Genomic DNA, 17,205 nt, shown 5'->3' with positions numbered 1-17,205 from the left:
ATAATGTTATTCTTGGTGGTCATGAAGCCTCACCATTTAGCACCCGGTGCGATTTGATGGCCACTTTGCTATAACGGCCCACCCATTTGCGGGGCAACACTTCGTCGCGCAGCAAAATTTTCAATTCCTCCAGCGACGGCCGGGCCATACGCACGTATTTGGCCAGAAACCGCAGCCGCCCGGCAAACTTATTTCGGTATTGGCGGCTCTTAATCATCAACCGCACAATACTGGCCAGCTTTTTCCGGTACGATTTGTCAAACGCGTAGTCTAATTCGCGGTTGATGTTGCTGTACATGGCAAACCGATTTTTCAGGAAAACAATGTCGTCCCACTTGTCGGTGAAGCTCGTGCCATTGTTATTCTTTCGGTAGACCGACATCACCTCGGGCAGGTAGCCAATGTTGCCCTGTTTGGCATACAACAGCAGCCGGGGAATGTCGCCGCTGACCGAGTCGCTAAACCAGGCGGGGTACTCTTTGATGGTGTTGCGGTACATGGTGCTCGACGTGGCCATGAACCAGATATCGTGATCTTCCTCGCCAATAAGGTCGGCAGCGGTGTAGACGGGCTTCATGTCGGGGCCGTTGAGTGCATGTGGCGGCGACCCATCTTCGTAGGTAATCAGCGCGTTGTGAAACACCATCGAACACTCCGGGTGGGCATCCAGAAACTCAACCTGCCGCTGCAGCTTCTGGCTATCGGTCCAGTAATCGTCGCCATCCATGAGGGCATAATAGCGTCCTTTGGCGTGTTTCAGGGTCTCAAGGAAGTTGATTCCTCCGTTTTTGCCCATATTATGCGGGTGCAATACCCCAATAACCCGACCCGGATAGTCGCGCTCATACTGCTGAATAATGGCGCGGGTGCTGTCGGTCGAGAAGTCATCACCCACCAGAATTTCAACCGGAAACGTAGTCTCCTGCATAAGCACCGAGTCGATGGCCTGCCGGATAAACCGCTCCTGATTATAGGTGATGATGAGGACGCTGATTACATTCATGTAAGGAAGATCATTTATAGCCAGCTAACAAACGGCCAATGATCTGATTAAGCCACCACCTTGTCGGGGTTAGCTACTTTGATTTGTTCTTTCCAGCCTTGCGGCTCTTTATTATCAGCAGGGGCACCCCAGGGGTCGTAGAAGGGCAAAATAGATACCCAACGGCCACGCGGGTCATCCCAGCTAAAACGGTCGGCAAAGCTTGACGGACTCACCCAGTGTGGCAGATCATAGCGAAACAGAATCATATCACCCTGATCCTGAAAGCCTTCTGTTTCCACAATGTGGTCATTAATAACGTAACCCGTGCCCCCCGAATGGTAATCTTCGCCATACTGATTCAACGCAAGAATCGTACCTACTTTCTGCGGGTTCAGCGGGTGCCAGTGACGGCCAAAAAAGCTGCCTCCCAGGGGGTAATGCGTTACCTGAGGGTGGAAATAAGGCTCTCCTTTTCTAATGCCAAACTCGGCATTGTTGCTCGTCAGGCTGTTCCAAAACTGGCGTACGGGGTCAAAAACGGCCAGTAGCGTCTGGCGATGGGCCTCGTCGAGATCCATGATGGCATCAAACGTATGGTCGTGGAAGAGTTGCGGGGCCTGCTGGATTTTAGCAATGTGCAGCCGCTTCTTGTGCTGATTATTATCAAACGTGTCGGCTTCTTCGCTGGGGGGCACCGTAGCGGCCCAGGCCCGCGTGGCCTCAATCACGTTGTGTAGCAGTTGGCCTGGTATACCCGTGCGCACAACAACGATGTTGGGTTCATTCACCAACCGCATCACCTCGCTGGGGGCTATTTCGGGCACTATTTGTCCATCAATAAACTGGGCATCAACGCGAATTAAATACTTGGCAAGCTCTTTCATAGCAGTGCATGGCTCATTGTCACAACGGGAGCATAGACAAAGTACCGGCCCACTCCCTGAAAAACCAAAACTAAGTTCGTGAAGGGACTGTTCCGAAAAGAGTTTTCTGTTTTCTGTTTGCAGTCTTCAGTTGGCTGGCGCTGGAGCAGCTACGCGCTGTGGTGTATTGCTGACGCGCGGCCCCTCGACTGCGCTCGGGGTGACAGGATAATAAGCAACTAGACTGGCTTGTTTCAAGTTCGTTGTCACCCCGAGCGCAGTCGAGGGGCCGCGCGTCAGCAGTACACCACAGCACGTAGCTACTCCAGCGCTAGCTAACTCAAAACAGCAAACAGAAAACTCCCTTTTACCCTCTCATAAACCGAATTAGCCCAATCTCAAGCAGGACAAACCCTAGCGCAGCGATGAGGAAATACGGCCAGAGGTTGGTGCCGAGGTTATCTTTCTCCAGTTCGCGGACAAAATCGCCGTCTTTCAAATCATCGAACACCTGCACGTTGGGCTGATTGGCAAAGGCCTGCCGGAGTTCGGCGGGGGTGTAGAAGGCCATCTGCGATTCGGCGCGGCCGCTGTTGATAGCCAGGAGCCGTTCGGTTTGGGCGTTGCCGTTGGCCGTAGTGCGCTGCAATTCGTAATACCCCGCGTCGAGCGACTGCCCGGCGTTGAGTTGGTTGTTTTTGGGCAGTTCCAGAATGAGCTGGCTCCCCACCACGCGCTGTACGGGTATGATTCCCAGCTTGTTATGCTTCAACCGGTATACCGCTTTGTCGGCCGCCTGCCCCGCCTCAACCCGGATTGGAAACGTCAGCACGCTTTCGTCGAAGGTGTAGGCCGTGCGCTGGGGGCGTACGCTGAGGGCGGCAATTTTGTACATCACCGGCACAAAGAGGGCGTGCTGTGCCAGGTTGCCATAATTTTCTAACAACGGGCTACCCAGAACATATAACTGCCCAATGCCATTGCCCACACTGGCACCACTTCGCACTGACAACTGGGTCAGAAACGGCTGTCCACTACGCAGACTCAGCAGCCGGTCGCCGCCGGTCCATTGCCAAACGGGGGCCGCTGAGGGCATGTTTAGGGCTTCCTGCTGAAAATTTTGCTGGAACACGTCGGCGAAAAACGGATTGCGGCGGTCAGGGTCGGCCACGGGTAGCGGGGTGGCGTTGGGTTGGTTTTGTACCGAACCAAGGCCAAGGCTGCTGAGAAACGGGCCATAACTAGCCGCATCGGGTTGCGCCGACGGAATCACCAACAGGCTTCCCCCCTGCCGGGCATATTGTTCCAGTTCGGTGCGGAGCGTGCCCCCTACGGTGCTCACGCCTTCCAATACCACCAGATCGGTGCCTTTGAGCTGTCCGATGTCGAAGTTCTGGGCCGAAAACTGGCGAAAGTTAAACAGGCTATCATTGTCAAAAACAGCCTGTACATAGTCGGTGGGGCTTTTTTGACCATACAAGTGCACAATCCGAATGGGTGGCGAGGCTTCGATCACGAAGTAATATTCGTTGTCGAACGTGATCGGAAAATCGTCAAACACCACCCGCCCCCGGTGGAAACCGCTTTTGGTTACGTTAATGGTCATCAGTACGTCGCCGGTGCCATTGGCCGGAATGCTCACCGAAGCCGTAGAGGCTTGAATATCGTCGAGATAGAGCTTGATGGGCAGGTTGCGAACGCCTTCGCGGCCACTGTTGCGCAGCCGCACGTGCAGGCTGTTGTTCTGCATTTCGCGTACAAACGGCGTACTGAGCCACACCGAATCGACGGCCACGTTGCGCAGGGCCGAGGCATTGAGCGGGGCCAGAAAGAGCTGATCGGTGGTGTCTATTTTCAGGCGCGAAAGGTCGCCGACGGTGCTTTTCTGGAAGTCGGAAAACCAGAACAGCTGGTGTTTACCCGCCCGCCCGTCGCCCGCCAGCAGGTTACGCTGCCGCCGGTACACGCTCTCCAGCGACCGGGGCGTTTGGGCCAGCCGGATGGACCGGACGCGGTCACGGATGGCTTCGGCAGTGCCGGGTTGTTGTTCGTCGGCTGAAAAATCGTTGGTGAGCAGGTGCAGGTCGGTGGCGTTGCGGAAGAGCGTAAGCAGTTCATCGAGCTTGCCCGTGGCCATATCGATATAGCGCCGGTTGGCCACCGACTCGTTTTGCATACTGTACGAATTATCGACGTAGAAGCTGACCATACCCTGCGGCGAGAGGCCCAACCGGCTTTTGGAGGGCAGAAAGGGTTGTGCAAAGGCCAGCACCAGACACGCCAGAAACAGACACCGCGCCGCCAGAATAAGCCAATGCCGCAGCCGCCGAAACGACCGGGTGGTGGTTTGTACCGTCTGCAACAGGGCAACGTTGGTGAAGAAGACCCGACGCGTACGCCGAAAGTTGAATAAGTGGATGGCTACCGGCACCGAAAGGGCGAGCAGTCCCCACAAAAAAGACGGATACAGAAAACTCATGAACGAGTAACGCTTGATAGCCCGAATTTAGGCGAATTACGACGAATGGTCGCTGATGATGACCCACTGGCCCGCTATTTTGCGCCAAAGCAGGGTAAAGTGCCCACCCACGTCGCCCACCTGCGGACGGGTGAGGTGCCATTTGCCAATGACATAGGCAACATTCGGGCCGGGAAACTCAGTTTTTAGGATCGTGAACGCCAGTGTACCCATGGCAGCGCGGTCGGGGTAGCGCTTTTTGTAGTTGGCCAGCGTAGGTGCATAGCCGTAGGTAATACCGCCTTTACCCACGAATGTGAGCGAGTCAGACGGCCAATAGCCTACCATAAACTGCTCTACACGCCCGGCGTTCCAGTCATCGTTCTGGCGTTTCAGGATACCCAAAATGGCCTTGCGGTCGGCGGGGGTTTGTGCGCTGGCAGTGGCGGCTATGGCCAGGCAGGTAAGTAGCAACAGGATATGTCTCATTTTTGGGCGAACTTCGTAGGATGAAACGGTTACGTGATTTTTACCGGGAATATAAGCCTTACATCTTCTCCGACGGCTGGTATTATATTTTCATCGTGGTGTTTATTGCCCTTCTTTTTCTCTTTTTCGCTTAATGTCGATGCCAAAAACCGACCTTTTGGTCATCATCAACCCGCTGTCGGGTACGATGCCACTAGCGCAAAAAGAGGCCTTACGCACCTTCATTGCCACCGAAGCCGCCCGGCAGGGCTTCCAGCCCGAGCTTATCATGACTACCCACGCGGGCCACGCCACAGACCTTGCTGCCCAGGCAGCCCAAACGGGCATTCGGCGGGTGCTAGTCATGGGCGGCGATGGCACGATCAACGAAGTGGCGCGGGCGTTGCGCAAAACAGCCACGGCGCTGGGCATTGTGCCGATGGGGTCGGGCAATGGGCTGGCGCGACACCTGGGCCTACCCATGAACCCAAAAAAGGCCATTCAGCGGGCACTGGCGGGCAAACCCGTGCTGATTGACAGCGGAGAGATCAACGATCTGCCTTTTTTCTGCACCGCCGGACTGGGGTTTGAAGCCTACGTGGCTCACGAATTTGCCAACCAGCCCACGCGGGGACTACAGACCTATGTGAAAACGGCCTACCGGGCGTTTTGGAGCTACAAACCAACCCAGTATATAATAGACGACCGGGAGACCGGGCCGCTGTTTTCGCTAACGGTGGCCAACGCAGCGCAGTTTGGCAACAACGCCTGGATTGCTCCCCTCGCCAACATCGCCGACGGGCAGTTGGATCTTTGTCAAATTAAACCGTTCCCAGCCCGGATGGCGGGGCTGATTGGCTGGCGGCTCTTCAACAAATCGCTGAACACGTCGGCCTACTGGCGAAGCGACCGGGTGCAGCAGGCCACCATCCAGAGCAGTGCCCCCCTCCTTGCCCACGCCGACGGCGAACCCATTGTATTGACTGGTCATACCTGCATTGTGCGGGTACTGCCGGGCAGCTTGTTGGTACTACTTTGAAAACTCTCTCTTGAAATGAGCAAGAAAAACTACACGGGGATTGTTTATTCGACGAATCCTGATCATGAATACCAAAGTGACAATGAGCCGGAGGCCGATACACTAGCGCCTCAGCAACAGCAACTTAAGGTATGGCTCGACCGGCGGGGCGGCGGCAAAGTAATGACGGCCGTGCGCGGGTTTGTGGGCACCGAAGCCGACCTGGCCGAGTTGGGCAAAGCCCTCAAAAACACCTGCGGCACGGGTGGCACGGTAAAAGACGGCGAGATCCAAATCCAGGGCGACCACCGCGACAAAATCCTGACTTACCTGACGGGCAAGAAATACGGAGCAAAAAAGGCGGGAGGATAGAAGGGAGTGGTGAGTGCTGAGTGGTAAGTGATGAGTTTGCTGCCGCCAGCGTAGTGCTCTGGCGGCAGCAAACTCATCACTTACCACTCAGCACTCACCACTCAGCACTCACCACTCCCTTTTATTTTAACGTCTGCTTCCAGCGTGGAGTTAGCCCGGCCGGTGAAGGTGCCGCTAACGGGAGCGGTGAGTTCGGCGTGGGCCGAGGAGGCCAGAAATATGTGCTTGTTTACGACCACGGTGTTTTCGGTGGGATCGAAACCGCGCCAGCCGGCACCGGGCAGGTAAACCTCGGCCCAGGCGTGGAGTTGATGTTGCTGCTGTGCCGACCCGAAGAGGTAGCCACTCACAAACCGGGCGGCAAGGCCCAAACTGCGGCAGGCAGCCATGTAGAGCGTGGTATAATCGCGGCACGACCCGCAACGGTCGCGCAGGGTTTGTTCGGGCGGCAGCGGGGCACCTTCTTCGCGAACTACGTAGACGAACTGCCGAATAGTGTCGCTAAGGGCTAGGAGGAATGGCACCGTTTGCCACGATACGTCACCGGCAATTTGCCGCGCCCAAACTTCGACCGCCTGTGTTATACTATCGCGTACCAGATATTGAGCAAGCAAAGGTTGTAGGTCAGACGCGTACTCAAACGGAACATGCTGTGTATCGAAGGGAAAAAGGACAAAATCGAGTGAGTTGAATGGCTCGGAATCAACCGTAGTTTCGGTGGTGATGGTTAGGTGATCGGTGGGTCCGGCAAAGTAAATAATCTGCTGTACGTTGCCCTCTACGTCTACATTCCGCACCACCTTCGAAGGCACCGGGTCGATCTGCAAATCATAGTGTTGCAGGCGTTGGTAAGGGTACGTGCGCGGATAGAGGTACACCGTGTGCGGGTTGAGCACAACCGGCTGGTCGTATCGATACCGCAACTGATGCCAAACGGAAAGGTGCATGAGAAGGGAATGAACAATGTATAATGTACACTGAACAATGGCTTCGCGCATTAAGTGTAGTGCGCGAAGCCATTGTTCAGTGTACATTATACATTGTTCATTTTTAGGACTTTATCAAAAATGGGGTCCATCCAGTAGGTGGGCAGACGGCGGACAGAGTTGTTGAGCAGGGCGCTCCACTGGTGCGAGATTTCGTCCATGTCCTCTTTCTCCAGCCGGTGTTCGGTCATGTGGAATGAGTCTTTGTTGTATATTACTACGTCGAGGGGATAGTCTACGTCATTGGCACTCACGCGGGTGGCGTCGAAGGCCAGAAAGCCAATTTTCAGCGCCTCCTGAAGGGTCGATTCGTACGTTAAGTTTCTGAACAACAGTGGCTTTCCGTAATTGGCGTTGCCAATAATCTTGAACAGCGACCCCGAATCGACCTCCACCCAGTTGCCTTCGGGATAGAGCAGAAAGAGCTTGTGTTCGTCGTCGTCCTGAAGTTGGCCTCCCACAATGGCGTGCAGGTTGAAGCTCATGCCCGATGCCAGAATAGATGCTTTGTCTTCGGCTGCCACCCGTTTCACCTGTTCGCCAAAGGCGTTAACTGCTTTGTAGAGCTTGTTGAACCCCTTATCCTGCTCGGCCAGCACTTCACGGAAATAAATGATGGCCTTGTCGCGTACCGAGCGTAAACCTGACGTCATAATAAACAGCGAGTGGTTCTCCACTTCATGGACGGTAATCTTCCGGTTGGTCGACACTTCGGTGCCCGACGTTAGGCGCGTATCGGCAATGGCAACCAGCCCGGATTTTACTTTGATACCTAGGCAATAGGTCATTAGCGGCAGAAATTGGTAAAACGTACAGTGAACAAAGATAAACGGGTAGGGGCCATGTTAGCCTTCGTCTGACCCACCCAGCCGCGAACGGAGGGCAAACAGATCGAACCGGCGGTGGCCCAGTTCCTTTTCCATGTCGCTCAGTTCAATGCCGAGCGCTTTGATGGAAATGGATATTTCCCAAACCGAAATCAGCAGGGCCGAAATTTGCAGCAGCAGGGCAAAACCAAATAGATAGCTGGCAATGAGCTGATTGCCTTGAAAAATAGCAAACATACAGATAGCACTGAGCAGCAGACTAAGTACGGCCATGATCTGAATATTGCGGATGAGATACAGCCGCTGATGCAGGTTTTTGATCTGGTTTACGTACACATCTTCGGGATTGGTCCGAAACTTATCGTGCAAATCGCGGATGAGGCTGGAAATGGCCAGAAACCGGTTGGTAAAGGCAATCATCAACAGCGAAACCGTTGAGAACAGCAGCGCCGGGGTACTAATGGTGAGTTCCATATTTTTATTGTTCGGTGTCTTCTGTTCACTATGAACACTAAACAGAAGACACTACACAGTAAACCCCCCGCTCTGTTGTGTGGTTCGGAAAAGGTATCCTTCCGTAAGGTCGTAACTTGCAGCCAACTTCGCCCCGCAACTTCCTTCTTCATGGCTGAAAAACGTAACCCCGCCCTTGTTTTCATCTTCATCACCATCCTCGTCGACTGCATTGGCATTGGTCTTATTGTGCCGGTAGTGCCCAAACTCATCGAAGAACTCACCGGCGAGGGCCTGAGTGCGGCAGCGCAGTATGGCGGTTGGCTCACGTTTGCCTACGCGGCCATGCAGTTTTTGTTTGCCCCCGTCATGGGTGGCCTCAGCGATCAGTTTGGCCGCCGACCCGTGCTGCTACTGTCGCTGTTTGGTCTGGGCGTCGACTTTTTGGTGTGTGCTTTCACGCCCACTATTGCGTGGTTGTTTGTGGTGCGGGTGTTTGCAGGTATCTGCGGGGCTAGTTTCACCACCGCTAGCGCCTACATTGCCGACATCAGTACGCCCGATAAGCGGGCACAGAACTTTGGGCTGGTAGGCGCAGCGTTTGGGCTGGGGTTCATCATCGGGCCAAGCGTGGGTGGTCTACTGAGCAGCTACGGTACGCGGGCACCATTTCTGGCAGCGGCGGCATTGTCGCTAATCAATTGTCTTTACGGATTTTTTGTCCTGCCCGAATCGCTCTCACTCGAAAACCGCCGTCCATTCAACTGGCGGCGAGCCAATGCTATTGGATCGTTCAAAGCGCTGCAACGCTATAAGTCGCTAGTAGGGCTGATTCTTGCGCTGGCTTTTTTGTATATCGCCGGGCAGGTCATGCAGTCGGTTTGGGGCTATTTCACTATGCTCCGCTATGGCTGGGACACCAAGCTGGTAGGCATATCGCTGGCCGTGGTGGGCTTGGCTGTGGCCATTGTACAGGGTGGGCTTATCCGGCTCATCATTCCGAAGATTGGGCAGAAACGGGCCGTTTTTCTGGGTATGATCGTCTATGTCTTTGCGTTCATTGGCTTCACGTTCGCCAACGAAGGCTGGATGGCCCTGGCGCTTATTGCACCCTACGCTTTTGCGGGCATTACGGGTCCGGCCATTCAGGGCATTATTTCGGGGCAAGTGCCACCCAACGAACAGGGCGAATTGCAAGGAGCGCTTACCAGTCTTATGAGCCTGACGGCCATTTTCAGCCCCGTACTGATGACCAACCTCTTTGCCTATTTCACCAGGCCCACGGCTCCCGTTTATTTCCCCGGTGCGCCCTATCTGGCTGGTGCGGTGTTTACCATTATCAGTATCATTATCACGGCTTCTGCTCTGAGAACCTACGTACAGCCCGCCAACGCGCAGGTACCTGTGACTAGTGAACGAGACTAGTCTTCGCTCAATCATACAGTCGTATTACAAACAAAAGTCCTGAAAACAATTGACGCGGTTTTAAGTGTTTTTACTCTAATTTTTTACTCATATAATGACGAACTGTCAGTAGTTAATAAAAATTAGTTTGCTTGTTTTAAACTGGACCTTACTAAGTATTGATACTGGGAAGGTATCAGATAAATACTCAATCGGTTTACCTTTTGTTGTACATATTAAAGTCTGATAGTATACCCTACGATTTAGGCCTAAAGACAGGCATAAGTGCAGCGTTTGTTTCCAAAAATGGCCCACCAATCAGGTCAACACAATACGGAATAGCCGGAAACACCACCGAAAGGCACTGGCCAATGGCTTTGGGCTTACCCGGTAAGTTCAGGATGAGCGTTTTGTGACGTATTCCGGCCGTTTGCCGCGATAAAATGGCTGTGGGCACGTATTTAAGGCTTTCCTGGCGCATTAGCTCGCCAAAACCGGGCATCATTTTATGGCAAACGGCCTCAGTAGCTTCGGGCGTAACGTCGCGCAGGGCCGGGCCGGTGCCACCGGTAGTCACAATCAGGCAGCAGTTTTCCCGGTCAGCCATCTCAATCAACGTTGCTTCAAGCTGGTCCTGCTCGTCGGGAATGACGCGATAAACAGGCTCCCAGGGGCTGGAGAGCCATTCGGAGAGCAATGCTACGACCGCTTTGCCCGGAATATCTTCGTAAACACCCGCGCTGGCCCGGTCTGACACGTTGATAATGCCAATACGGGCCGGAGTTGAATGAGATGGATTCATACTACAAAACTAACGGCATTCGTCAGAGTAGCATGGAAAGGTTCATTACTATAGCGTAAACAGACATGTTAGTCGGTACACTAACCCTAAAAATAAGATGCAGAATTGTTTAGTATTAAAAATGCTTAATTTGTGCCTTCAATTTGGCTTTTGAAGTGAAAAACCAAATTGAATAAAGGTCTTTTTTATAAATGTACCTTTTAGCCCATCAGCCGTCAGGCATAACTACACTCTATCGACTATACCAATACACGCTAGCACATGCTAACAAACCGATTTACGTTCTGGTATCGACTGGCACTGACGCTGGTGGCTTGCCTGAGTTTGGCCGGTTGTCTTTTTGTACAACGCCAGATTAAAGCGCAGGAAAATGACTCATGGCTCATCAACAATGCGGGTCGGCAACGTTTTCAGAGTCAGTTGATCGTGAAAGACGTGCTTCTGCTAACCATGGCCCCAAATCGAGCCAACACCCAGGCCATTCGGTCTGAATTAAGTGTTGTACTCGCTCGCTGGGAAACTTACCAGGAGAATCTGCGCACTGGCATGGTGTCCACCAGCAGCGCCCGCATTGTCAACAGCGACACTGTCCGGTCTTTGTTTGCTGCCGTTCAGCCTTACATGGCAGTTATCAGTCAGAAAACACAATTTATACTGAATCAGCCGTCTTTTGCCGCTACCTCGAAAAACCCTGTAGTGACCGCTGCCGTCAACCAGATTCTGGCCAACGAAAAACCGTATCTGCAAACTATGGACCGACTGGTGCAACAGTATGAGGAAGAGTCGCGGCAAAAAATCAGCCAACTGTCGGTTACCGAATGGCTGCTGCTGGGGCTGACCTTGCTGGTGCTGACCCTGGAAGCTTACCTCATTTTCAGACCCGCCGTACGGGCGCTCGACCAGTCAGTAGCGCAACTGAGTTTGGCTAACGGCGAAACAAAGGCGGTTAACCAAACCTTACAGGAAACCAACCAGACGTTACAGGAAACTCAGGATAAACTATTACGCGAGTCGGCGTTGCGGCATCAGCAGCAGTTGAACGAGCAGATTGTGCGCATGGCGGCACTGATGCAGGGGCAGGAAGACGAACGCCGCCGCCTTTCATATGACCTCCATGATGGCATTGGCCAAATGCTGACTGGCCAGAAATTGCTGGTGGAACATCTGCGCTCTATCCACCTGCTTCCTGAAAAGGAACAGGGCACATACAAAAGCCTTAAAGAACTGATTCTGAAGACTATACAAGAGGTTCGTAACGTATCAAATAACCTGATGCCGCCCGTCTTGAGTGATTTTGGTCTGGAACCCGCCCTACGCCAACTGGCTGAACAACAGGCCCGTCAAACTGGCCTTGCCATGCAGGTACACGCTAAACAAGCCGACGCACGGCTCGACAAAGCCATTGAGATCGGGGTGTATCGCATTGCGCAGGAGGCCCTTAGCAACGCTATTAAACACGCTCAGGCCGACGAGATCGATATTGATCTCCGGCTCAGCGATAACCGCCTGCTGCTGGTGGTCAGCGACAACGGGCAGGGCCTTACCAACGCCGCTACCAAGGGCATCCTGAACGGCCACGGCCTACACAATATGCGCGAACGCGCCCGGCTGCTCAACGGCGTATTTCGGCTGGCCTCTGAACCTAACGAAGGCACCCGCGTTACGGTGACCATTCCCCTCAACATAGCCGAAGCCCCCACGCTGGAAACGGTGAAAAAGGAGGCGGTGTGAAAACAAAAGACAGCAAACAGAAAACCGTTTTCACCGGTCCACTTCCCCCATCACCAGGTCGAGTGAGCCGATGATGGCTACCAGGTCGGCGAGCATGGCACCGCGGCTGATGTCGGCAATGACAGAGAGGTTGTGGAAAGAGCAGGAGCGGGCGTGGCAGCGTACAGGTACGTCTGAACGGCCATCGGTACGGAAAAAGAAGCCCAGCTCACCCTTGGCACTTTCACCCCGGAAGTAGAAATCACCTGCTTTAGGCCTGATTTTCTTGGGCACAAACTCGTGCGGGTCGTAGTCGCGAGTGCGGGCCAGGTCGGTGGTGAGGCGGGCAAGGCACTGTTCAATAATGCGTACCGACTGCCAGCACTCCTGCACCCGCACGTTGGTCCGGTCCCAGCAATCGCCCAAGGTACCCATTTCGCCGGAGCCAATCGGAATGTCGAAATCAAGTTCGGGATAGACCGAATAAGCATCTACGCGGCGGAGATCATACCGCAGGCCCGACCCGCGCAGTACCGGCCCCGTACAGCCAAAGTCGATGGCCACGGGCAGGGGCAAGACGCCCACATTGGCGGTACGCTTGATGAATATTTCGTTGTTGATCAGCACCTCCTGTAGCTCCATCAGCTTGGGTTTCAGGTAGGTGATAAACTCCTGGCAGCGGGCCTCGAAGCCCACAGGCAGGTCGTAGAAGACGCCGCCGATCCAGATGTAGTTGTAGAGCATCCGGGCACCACTCACCCACTCCAGCATCCGCTGAATGTGTTCGCGGTCACGCATGACCCAGAGAAAGGGCGTAAACGCGCCGATGTCGATGCCATAGGTGCCAATGGCCACAAAGTGCGAGGCAATCCTGTTCAGTTCAGCCACCAGCACACGGATGTATTCGGTGCGCCGCCCACCGGGGCTGTTTTTCATGTCGGCGTCAATTCCCAGCATCTTCTCTACGGCCATGGCCCAGATGTGTTCGCCGTTCATTGCCGCTAGGTAATCGAGCCGATCAACAAATGGAATACCCTGATTGAACGGCACTTGCTGCGTGTGGGCCTCGAAGCAGCGGTGCAAATAGCCCAGGTGCGGCACCACATCACGGATTACCTCGCCGTCGGTGATGATCTCCAGCCGGAGTACGCCGTGGGTGCTGGGGTGCTGCGGACCCATGTTCAGCAGCATTTCGCCCTCGGCCAGTTGCGTAGGGTCATACACGGTTGGCTCCGACGCTTGAAAATGGCCGGGGCTATACTCGTATTGGATGGTGCTGGTCATGAGTGAGAAGCAAGAGATAAGAGGCAAGAAACAAGAGGCTTGCGCAAAGGTACAGCCGTTGTCCTTCGCGCAAGCCTCTTGTTTCTTGCCTCTTATCTCTTGCTTCTTATTCCCTTACTTCGCGGGCTTTTTGAAGATACTCTCGTCGACTTTGGCGTTAACCTGGGTCTTGGTAGTGGTCATCGTCAGCGTGCCCATCTGTGGGTTAGCTATTTCCATGGTGTTGGCAAACTTGATGCCGTCAACGTCCTTGTAGTCCGAAAACGCGATTTCGCCTTCCTGACCGCCCATGACTGACTTGACCTTGCTCACTAGGTACGTGTTGGCGTCGAGAAACTCATCGATGGTGTTGCCTTCCTTGGTAGTCACCTTCATATGGTAGGCGTCTTTGCCATCTACTTTCTCTTTGCCAACCAGTTCTACCTTGTTGCCTTTGTCTTTGTAGTTGTGCAGTGGGCCAAACGGGTCAAGCTGACCCACCTGCTGCTTGATCTGGTCGGCGGGCATGTCTTCGGGTTCACCCGTGCCCTGCATCATGGCGGGCTTGATGCTCCAGCCCGTGCTGCCGCCGCCATCAACTACCTGCACCATGGCGTTGCCCATAATCGTTGATTCGCTCCGCAGTGATTTGCCCACCACGATGGTCATCACGGTTGGGATTTCCATGCCCTGCACCGACAGTGAGCGTTCGGTTATAAGCGAGGTGACGGTTTTGAGTTTGTCTTCACCACCCATGGCGGCAATGTGTTTGTCTACAATTTCGTCTACGGTCTGGGCTGAAGCACTCACCGAGATCAGAAGGGCCGCCGCAGCAGCCAGCATGTTAGTCGTTTTCATTTGGCAGGTTTTTACGCGTTAAAGGTAAGAATTGGATGTTGGATAATGGACGTTGGATACTGGACGTTGGATACTGGATGTTGTCTGAAATGTAATGTCTTCAATCCAACGTCCAGTATCCAACATCCAATATCTAGTAGCTACTACCTCGGTCTGCCACCGCCCGGCGCGCCACCGGCTGGCGCGTCGCCGCCACCGCCCGTACCATCTGACTTCACGTCGTCGTTGTTGACCGAACGGGCTTTTTTGCGGGGTGCTTCGGTGGTGACTTTACCCAGCTTCAGGGTGAACGTCAGCCGGATGCCGCGGTTGTAAAGATATACATCGTTGACCTGGTTGAACAGGGGCGAATTCAGCACAGTATGGATGTTAAACCGCTCCTGGAAGAAGTTCTCTGCCGCCAGACCCAGGCTTGCTTTCTTGTTGGCAAACTCCTTTTTCACCCCCACTGTGTAGAACGCAAAACCACCCTGGGTACCCTGCAACTGAATGGTGTTGCCCTGCATGAACCCGAAAGCCTGCGCCCCCCAGCCGTGCTTGAACTGCGCCTGCAAAAACGACCCGCCGCTGATATTAAAGCCGGTGTTGGTCAGTTCAGTGCTAAGCCCATCGCGCCCCGTCACCTGCCCGCTCAGGCTGGTATAAAAGGCATTCAGAAACACACCCACGTTGATTTTCGAGGTGGCCGCCACGTTGATGAAGGCGTTGGTACCGTAAGCATATTGGCGGCCAATGTTCTGGTATTGGCTCACAATAGCGCCCCGTAGGGTGTCTGACGGGCGGCTCACCTGCACAATGGCGTTGTTGGTCACGCGCCCGAAGAAGGTGGCGTTGACAAACGTTTTTTTAATAGTCCGGCTCAAGCCCAGTTCGAAGTTGTTGGTCAGTTCGGGGCGTAATGACGGGTTACCGATGGTGATGTTCTGCGGGTTGGCAGCGTTGAAGTTGGGGTTCAGCTGCTGCAAACCGGGCCGCTGAATCCGGCGGTTGAAACCAAGCTTAAACGTGGTGCCGCTGAACGTTTTTGAGGCGTTGACGCTGGGTACCAGCACCCCGTAGTCGCCCACGCCGAGGTTGCCTTTCTCAGCCGTACTGGCGTCGATGAAGGTGTGTTCGTAGCGAAGACCACCCTTAAACGTGTAGCGTTTTTTGGTGGTGTAGGTGTAGGACGTGTAGGTGGCGGCAATGTTCTGGTGGTATAACAGCGATCCGTTTGTGCCGTTTTGCACCGTCGCCAACTCGCCCGATGCCCCGCCAACGAGGTAGCGGTAATTGCTGTTTACTTCCCGAAAAATGGCTTTTGCACCAAACTCAATTTGCTGATTCTTCTTAATAGGTGTCTGATAATCAGTTTGTAACGTAAACTCTTGGTTTACGTTGCCGTTCAGGTTCTGCTGCCGACCCGTAATAGTATTTGCACTATTGAATAGATTGGCGCTGAAGTCGTTGGTCAGGTCGGTGCGGCTATAGAGGGTCGATATGCTCCACTCCTGCTGCGGCTTGAACGTGTGCAGGTAATCGACGTTGGCGTCTACCGTGCCCGACAGGTTTTTGGTGTCTACGTATCGGTTCTGCGAAAACGTCTCTGTACCGTTGCTGAACAGCCGGGTTAGCAGGTCCTGCTGGTTGACGAAGTTGCGCACACCATAACGCACCCCCGCCGTGAGGCTCTGGTTCTTAGCCAGGTCATAATCGAACCCTACGTTATACTGACCAAACAAACCCTTGGTACGGCCCTCGCCACTCTGGCGGGTCAGCGTCGTTACGTCGCTGACCACGCTGCTCTGGTCGAGGTTGGTGCGGGTGATGGTGTTATAAATGCCCCGGCCAAAGCCCCCGATGGTGAACCCGGCTTTACCCTTGCGGTAGCTGCCGTTGAGGGCCAGGCTAGACCCCCGGTTGCCTACCCCTGAGTCGATGTTGAGGTTCAGGCCCTGTAAGCTGTTTTTCTTCGTAATGATGTTGATAATTCCACCCGACCCCTCGGCATCGTACTTAGCCGACGGGCTGGTGATGACCTCCACGGTCTTGATCTGGTCGGCGGGAATCTGCTTGAGGGCGTCGGATACGCTGCTGGCCACAATGGTGCTGGGCTTGTTGTTAATCAACACCCGCACGTTCTGATTACCGCGCAGGCTCACATTACCGTCCAGGTCAACAGTGAGCAGGGGCACTTTACGGAGAATGTCGGTGGCGTCGCCGCCTTTGGCCAGGATGTCTTTATCGGCGTTGTAGACCAGGCGGTCCACTTTCTCTTCAATAAGCGCGGCCTGCCCGGTCACGGTTACTTCGGCCAGGGTTTTCACGCTCGTGGGCAGCTTGATCACGCCTAAATCCAGCGTCTGCCCGTTGCTAAGCGTCAGACTATCAACAGTTTTACTGCGGAATCCAACAAACGATATCAGAATTCTATAATCGCCGGCTACCAGTTTGTTCAAGGTAAACTTGCCTTTTTCATCGGCCACGGTACCGTCAACGGCTTTGCCGGTAGTGCGGTTGTAGAGGGCAATGCTGGCGAATTCCACGGCCTTAGTAATGGCCGAGTCGACCACATATCCTGTGATTTTGGCGTTCCCTTTGGGGCTATTGTCGCCAGCGGTGCCAGGTAATGCTTTCGGTTGTGCCGCGCCACCTCCCATGCCAAACTGAGCCTGAGCCGACGTGCCCAGCAGCGTGAGAAACAGTAATAAAATGGCACTGATGTGTAAACGTTGTGATTCCATGATGGTTGCTATTGA

At 54.2% G+C, this 17,205-nt stretch carries 15 protein-coding genes; 4 read left to right on the top strand and 11 right to left on the bottom strand.

The window, feature by feature from the left end:
• Positions 1-19: 19 nt before the first annotated feature.
• From J2I48_RS14520 to J2I48_RS14505, 4 genes are all read right to left on the bottom strand, one after another.
• Complete coding sequence (locus J2I48_RS14520) at positions 20-1,003, bottom strand: glycosyltransferase family 2 protein (RefSeq protein ID WP_207336194.1); 984 nt, start codon at positions 1,001-1,003, stop codon at positions 20-22.
• A gap of 47 nt (positions 1,004-1,050) precedes the next feature.
• Positions 1,051-1,869 carry a hypothetical protein gene (locus J2I48_RS14515; protein ID WP_207336193.1) on the bottom strand — a complete coding sequence of 273 codons (819 nt, stop codon included), beginning with the start codon at positions 1,867-1,869 and terminating at the stop codon, positions 1,051-1,053.
• Between the two features lie 346 nt (positions 1,870-2,215).
• Positions 2,216-4,327, bottom strand: a complete 2,112-nt coding sequence (locus tag J2I48_RS14510; protein ID WP_207336192.1) for a BatA domain-containing protein — start codon at positions 4,325-4,327, stop codon at positions 2,216-2,218.
• Between the two features lie 36 nt (positions 4,328-4,363).
• Positions 4,364-4,795 carry a YybH family protein gene (locus J2I48_RS14505; protein ID WP_207336191.1) on the bottom strand — a complete coding sequence of 144 codons (432 nt, stop codon included), beginning with the start codon at positions 4,793-4,795 and terminating at the stop codon, positions 4,364-4,366.
• A 139-nt stretch (positions 4,796-4,934) separates the two neighbouring features.
• Between J2I48_RS14505 and J2I48_RS14500 the strand changes: the two genes are divergently transcribed.
• Positions 4,935-5,813, top strand: coding sequence for a diacylglycerol/lipid kinase family protein (locus tag J2I48_RS14500; RefSeq protein WP_207336190.1), 879 nt, complete (start codon positions 4,935-4,937; stop codon positions 5,811-5,813).
• A gap of 15 nt (positions 5,814-5,828) precedes the next feature.
• Positions 5,829-6,164 carry a translation initiation factor gene (locus J2I48_RS14495; RefSeq protein WP_207336189.1) on the top strand — a complete coding sequence of 112 codons (336 nt, stop codon included), beginning with the start codon at positions 5,829-5,831 and terminating at the stop codon, positions 6,162-6,164.
• Between the two features lie 101 nt (positions 6,165-6,265).
• Here the strand turns inward: J2I48_RS14495 and J2I48_RS14490 are convergent, their stop codons facing one another.
• The 3 genes from J2I48_RS14490 to J2I48_RS14480 all read right to left on the bottom strand — a co-directional run bounded on the left by J2I48_RS14490 (position 6,266) and on the right by J2I48_RS14480 (position 8,451).
• Entirely contained in the window at positions 6,266-7,111 is an 846-nt protein-coding gene (locus J2I48_RS14490; RefSeq protein ID WP_207336188.1) for a transglutaminase family protein, read from the bottom strand.
• A gap of 86 nt (positions 7,112-7,197) precedes the next feature.
• Positions 7,198-7,938, bottom strand: coding sequence for a proteasome-type protease (locus tag J2I48_RS14485; RefSeq protein ID WP_207336187.1), 741 nt, complete (start codon positions 7,936-7,938; stop codon positions 7,198-7,200).
• Between the two features lie 57 nt (positions 7,939-7,995).
• Positions 7,996-8,451 carry a DUF2721 domain-containing protein gene (locus J2I48_RS14480; RefSeq protein WP_207336186.1) on the bottom strand — a complete coding sequence of 152 codons (456 nt, stop codon included), beginning with the start codon at positions 8,449-8,451 and terminating at the stop codon, positions 7,996-7,998.
• A 150-nt stretch (positions 8,452-8,601) separates the two neighbouring features.
• On the opposite strand from J2I48_RS14480, the gene J2I48_RS14475 reads away from it, so the two are divergent.
• A complete protein-coding gene (locus J2I48_RS14475) occupies positions 8,602-9,855 on the top strand; it encodes a TCR/Tet family MFS transporter (protein ID WP_207336185.1) in 1,254 nt (417 codons plus the stop codon).
• 235 nt (positions 9,856-10,090) lie between these two features.
• Here J2I48_RS14475 and mog read toward each other — a convergent pair whose 3' ends face one another.
• On the bottom strand, positions 10,091-10,636 hold the full coding sequence (gene mog / locus J2I48_RS14470; RefSeq protein ID WP_207336184.1) for a molybdopterin adenylyltransferase: 546 nt from the start codon (positions 10,634-10,636) through the stop codon (positions 10,091-10,093).
• A 261-nt stretch (positions 10,637-10,897) separates the two neighbouring features.
• Between mog and J2I48_RS14465 the strand changes: the two genes are divergently transcribed.
• On the top strand, positions 10,898-12,367 hold the full coding sequence (locus J2I48_RS14465; protein WP_207336183.1) for an ATP-binding protein: 1,470 nt from the start codon (positions 10,898-10,900) through the stop codon (positions 12,365-12,367).
• Between the two features lie 30 nt (positions 12,368-12,397).
• Here J2I48_RS14465 and J2I48_RS14460 read toward each other — a convergent pair whose 3' ends face one another.
• The 3 genes from J2I48_RS14460 to J2I48_RS14450 form a co-directional block, all read right to left on the bottom strand.
• The gene (locus J2I48_RS14460) at positions 12,398-13,630 is read right to left on the bottom strand and encodes an NADH-quinone oxidoreductase subunit D (protein WP_207336182.1); all 1,233 of its coding nucleotides are present in this window, start codon (positions 13,628-13,630) and stop codon (positions 12,398-12,400) included.
• 114 nt (positions 13,631-13,744) lie between these two features.
• On the bottom strand, positions 13,745-14,467 hold the full coding sequence (locus J2I48_RS14455; protein WP_207336181.1) for a LolA-like protein: 723 nt from the start codon (positions 14,465-14,467) through the stop codon (positions 13,745-13,747).
• A gap of 143 nt (positions 14,468-14,610) precedes the next feature.
• Positions 14,611-17,190: a TonB-dependent receptor gene (locus J2I48_RS14450; RefSeq protein ID WP_207336180.1), complete on the bottom strand. Its 2,580-nt coding sequence runs from the start codon at positions 17,188-17,190 to the stop codon at positions 14,611-14,613.
• Positions 17,191-17,205 lie beyond the last annotated feature (15 nt).

Source organism: Fibrella aquatilis (genome assembly GCF_017353255.1).
Lineage (GTDB): Bacteria > Bacteroidota > Bacteroidia > Cytophagales > Spirosomataceae > Fibrella > Fibrella aquatilis.
Note: the sequence above shows the minus strand (reverse complement) of the source record. Positions and strands in the feature narration are given on the sequence as shown.

Bases quoted from the DNA above. Each gene is read 5' to 3' on its own strand.
- J2I48_RS14520 (WP_207336194.1), bottom strand. From the start codon at position 1,003: ATGAATGTAATCAGCGTCCTCATCATCACCTATAATCAGGAGCGGTTT.
- J2I48_RS14515 (WP_207336193.1), bottom strand. From the start codon at position 1,869: ATGAAAGAGCTTGCCAAGTATTTAATTCGCGTTGATGCCCAGTTTATT.
- J2I48_RS14510 (WP_207336192.1), bottom strand. From the start codon at position 4,327: ATGAGTTTTCTGTATCCGTCTTTTTTGTGGGGACTGCTCGCCCTTTCG.
- J2I48_RS14505 (WP_207336191.1), bottom strand. From the start codon at position 4,795: ATGAGACATATCCTGTTGCTACTTACCTGCCTGGCCATAGCCGCCACT.
- J2I48_RS14500 (WP_207336190.1), top strand. From the start codon at position 4,935: ATGCCAAAAACCGACCTTTTGGTCATCATCAACCCGCTGTCGGGTACG.
- J2I48_RS14495 (WP_207336189.1), top strand. From the start codon at position 5,829: ATGAGCAAGAAAAACTACACGGGGATTGTTTATTCGACGAATCCTGAT.
- J2I48_RS14490 (WP_207336188.1), bottom strand. From the start codon at position 7,111: ATGCACCTTTCCGTTTGGCATCAGTTGCGGTATCGATACGACCAGCCG.
- J2I48_RS14485 (WP_207336187.1), bottom strand. From the start codon at position 7,938: ATGACCTATTGCCTAGGTATCAAAGTAAAATCCGGGCTGGTTGCCATT.
- J2I48_RS14480 (WP_207336186.1), bottom strand. From the start codon at position 8,451: ATGGAACTCACCATTAGTACCCCGGCGCTGCTGTTCTCAACGGTTTCG.
- J2I48_RS14475 (WP_207336185.1), top strand. From the start codon at position 8,602: ATGGCTGAAAAACGTAACCCCGCCCTTGTTTTCATCTTCATCACCATC.
- mog (WP_207336184.1), bottom strand. From the start codon at position 10,636: ATGAATCCATCTCATTCAACTCCGGCCCGTATTGGCATTATCAACGTG.
- J2I48_RS14465 (WP_207336183.1), top strand. From the start codon at position 10,898: ATGCTAACAAACCGATTTACGTTCTGGTATCGACTGGCACTGACGCTG.
- J2I48_RS14460 (WP_207336182.1), bottom strand. From the start codon at position 13,630: ATGACCAGCACCATCCAATACGAGTATAGCCCCGGCCATTTTCAAGCG.
- J2I48_RS14455 (WP_207336181.1), bottom strand. From the start codon at position 14,467: ATGAAAACGACTAACATGCTGGCTGCTGCGGCGGCCCTTCTGATCTCG.
- J2I48_RS14450 (WP_207336180.1), bottom strand. From the start codon at position 17,190: ATGGAATCACAACGTTTACACATCAGTGCCATTTTATTACTGTTTCTC.